The following is a 2,210-nucleotide window of genomic DNA, read 5'->3' as shown; positions in this document are numbered from 1 at the left end:
GGGCCGGCGTCCGGCGACCTTGATGCGCCCGGCATAGGGCACCGAGATCGCGCCGTCGCGGCCGACCGGCTGCTCGGGGATGAGGGCGGATTTGGAGCCGGCGGAGAACCGGTCGGCGACCAGCGGCCCGGAGAACAGGCCACCGGATCCGGCTTCCCAGACCGAGACCGAGACCATGTCGCCGATGCCAATCACCGGCTCGGTGGACGGGCGGTGGTCGCCGAAGGAGGCGAGCAGGCTGTCGAGGGGGCGTCCGCGCAGGGCCTCGATCACGGATGGGGTGACGTCGATGATCTCGTAGCGGGCGAGCACGCCCCCGTCGGCCGTCGCGACTTCCGCGCCCGCCTCGATCGCGCTCGCCGTCGGCCCCGCCGCGGGCAGATACGTGCAGCCCGACATCGCCGTCATGGCGAGCAGAGCGAGGGGAAGTTTGCGCATCCAGATGTTGCCCATCGGTTTTGCCGAGCCCGTGCCTAGCCCATAGCGGCTAGGGTGTCCGTAGCGGGTGGGCCACACTCCGCCCGCGACGGGCGAGAGGCCGGTTTCATCCTCGCTAAGCACAGCTTTTTCGGGGCAGACGCGGGATAAATGTGCGGCATGTGCCGGGATCAGGCGGCGGACGACCGGGGTCAGTTGGCCTGGGTCACCGTCGTGCTGATCTGATCGTAGATCGGGACCATTCGGGAGCCGTAATACCGGATGCTGCCCGCCACGACGGCGAAGATCAGGGCGCCGATCATGGCATATTCGATCGCCGTGGAGCCTCGTGCATCGCGGGCGAACCGCGCGGCGCGGGTGGGCGCCTGCCAGGCGCGGGCGCGGGCATAGAAACGGGATCGTCCGAGACGCGTCCCTGGCCTGTCGCAGCTCGGCTCAGCCATCCGTAACTCCGACTCCCGTTGCACGCGTCCACCTGGACGGACGCGCCGCACAGGCAGTGTCTAGCGCAGCGCCCATTGCCACGGGCTTAAGAGAGTCCGCGAAACGAGGCGTTTTCAGCACTGCACTCCGAAACATCGAAGGGCCGAGACCTGGACAGGTCCCGACCCCCTCTGAAGCATCCGTGTAGAACCGGGATATCCCCGAGCTACAGAGCCAATGAAGAAAATACTCAGGCGTGGCCGGCCTTGTGGCGCAGATCATCGATCCGCTTGGACGCTTCGGCCTTGTCGATCTCGGCGTCGAACGCCTCCGGCTCCTTGGCCTCTTCCGACAGAGTCTTGAGATACGAAGCCTGCGCCCCGGTCATCGGCTCACCGCCGGTGGTCCACTGATCCGGATCCTTGATCTGGTTCGAGACATCCTTCGGATCCGTCTTCGGGTTTTCCTGGGTCGCGTCGTGCTTGTCCGCTGCCTTGGCCATGGGATTCTCGTTCCTGAAATGTTCCGCACTCGCCAATGAGAACGCGGCGCCCTCCCCGGGGTTCCGGCGGATATCGCGGCAGGACCGGTGTTCCCCAGAAACCTTTCCTTCCCGTCCCCCGGTCCTATTGATGAAGCGCGCGGCGCGCGGTTGCGCCCCTGAGCACGGGGATCCCGATGGCCTCGGAGAAGCGGATTCAGAACGCGGCCGAAGCGGCGGCCAGCGCAGCGCAGGTCCTCGTGGTGATGGGCGTCTCAGGCTCGGGCAAGAGCACCGTCGGCGCCCTGATCGCCGAACGACTCGGCTGGATCTTCGTCGACGGCGACAGCTTCCACACCCCCGAGCACGTGGCCAAGATGCACGCCGGCCACGCCCTGGACGACGAGGACCGCGCCCCGTGGCTGGCCCGGATCGCGGTCTGGATCCAGCACCGGCTCGCGGCCGGGGAATCCGGGGTGGTCGTCTGCTCGGCCCTGCGCCGGGCCTACCGGGACGTGCTCACACACGGAAACCGGCGCGTGCGCATCGTCTACCTGGACGGCGACAGGGCCGTGGTTGCCCGGCGCCTCGCCGAGCGGCACGGCCACTTCATGTCACCCCGCCTGCTCGACAGCCAGTTCGCCACCCTGGAAGCCCCCGGCCCCGACGAGCACCCGATCAGCGTGGGGATCGATGCGCCGCCGGAGGTCATCGCCGACCGCGTCGTGGCGCAGCTCGCCGAAGAAGCCCACACCCGAGCCGAACGGAGCTGAGCGATGGCAACGGACGCACAGAAGGCGACCGGAATCGCCCTGGTCATCTCCGATGTGGACGGCACGCTGGTGACCGACGACAAGCGGCTCGCCGC

General features: G+C 68.1%; 4 protein-coding genes. 1 reads left to right on the top strand and 3 read right to left on the bottom strand.

Translation table 11 applies throughout. The features are described from left to right. The 3 genes from MKK65_RS14975 to MKK65_RS14965 all read right to left on the bottom strand — a co-directional run. A partial coding sequence (locus tag MKK65_RS14975) for a polysaccharide biosynthesis/export family protein (RefSeq protein ID WP_243958582.1) occupies positions 1-438 on the bottom strand: 438 nt, incomplete at its 3' end. Between the two features lie 191 nt (positions 439-629). Further along, entirely contained in the window at positions 630-881 is a 252-nt protein-coding gene (locus MKK65_RS14970) for a Flp family type IVb pilin (protein WP_082643342.1), read from the bottom strand. Positions 882-1,111: 230 nt separating this feature from the next. Next, positions 1,112-1,363, bottom strand: a complete 252-nt coding sequence (locus MKK65_RS14965) for a DUF3072 domain-containing protein (protein WP_058193625.1) — start codon at positions 1,361-1,363, stop codon at positions 1,112-1,114. A 176-nt stretch (positions 1,364-1,539) separates the two neighbouring features. Here MKK65_RS14965 and MKK65_RS14960 point away from each other — a divergent pair, with 176 nt between their 5' ends. Beyond that, positions 1,540-2,115 carry a gluconokinase gene (locus MKK65_RS14960; RefSeq protein WP_243958580.1) on the top strand — a complete coding sequence of 192 codons (576 nt, stop codon included), beginning with the start codon at positions 1,540-1,542 and terminating at the stop codon, positions 2,113-2,115. Positions 2,116-2,210 lie beyond the last annotated feature (95 nt).

The sequence above is a fragment of the Methylobacterium sp. J-001 genome, from assembly GCF_022829565.1.
Taxonomy (GTDB): domain Bacteria; phylum Pseudomonadota; class Alphaproteobacteria; order Rhizobiales; family Beijerinckiaceae; genus Methylobacterium.
Note: the sequence above shows the minus strand (reverse complement) of the source record. Positions and strands in the feature narration are given on the sequence as shown.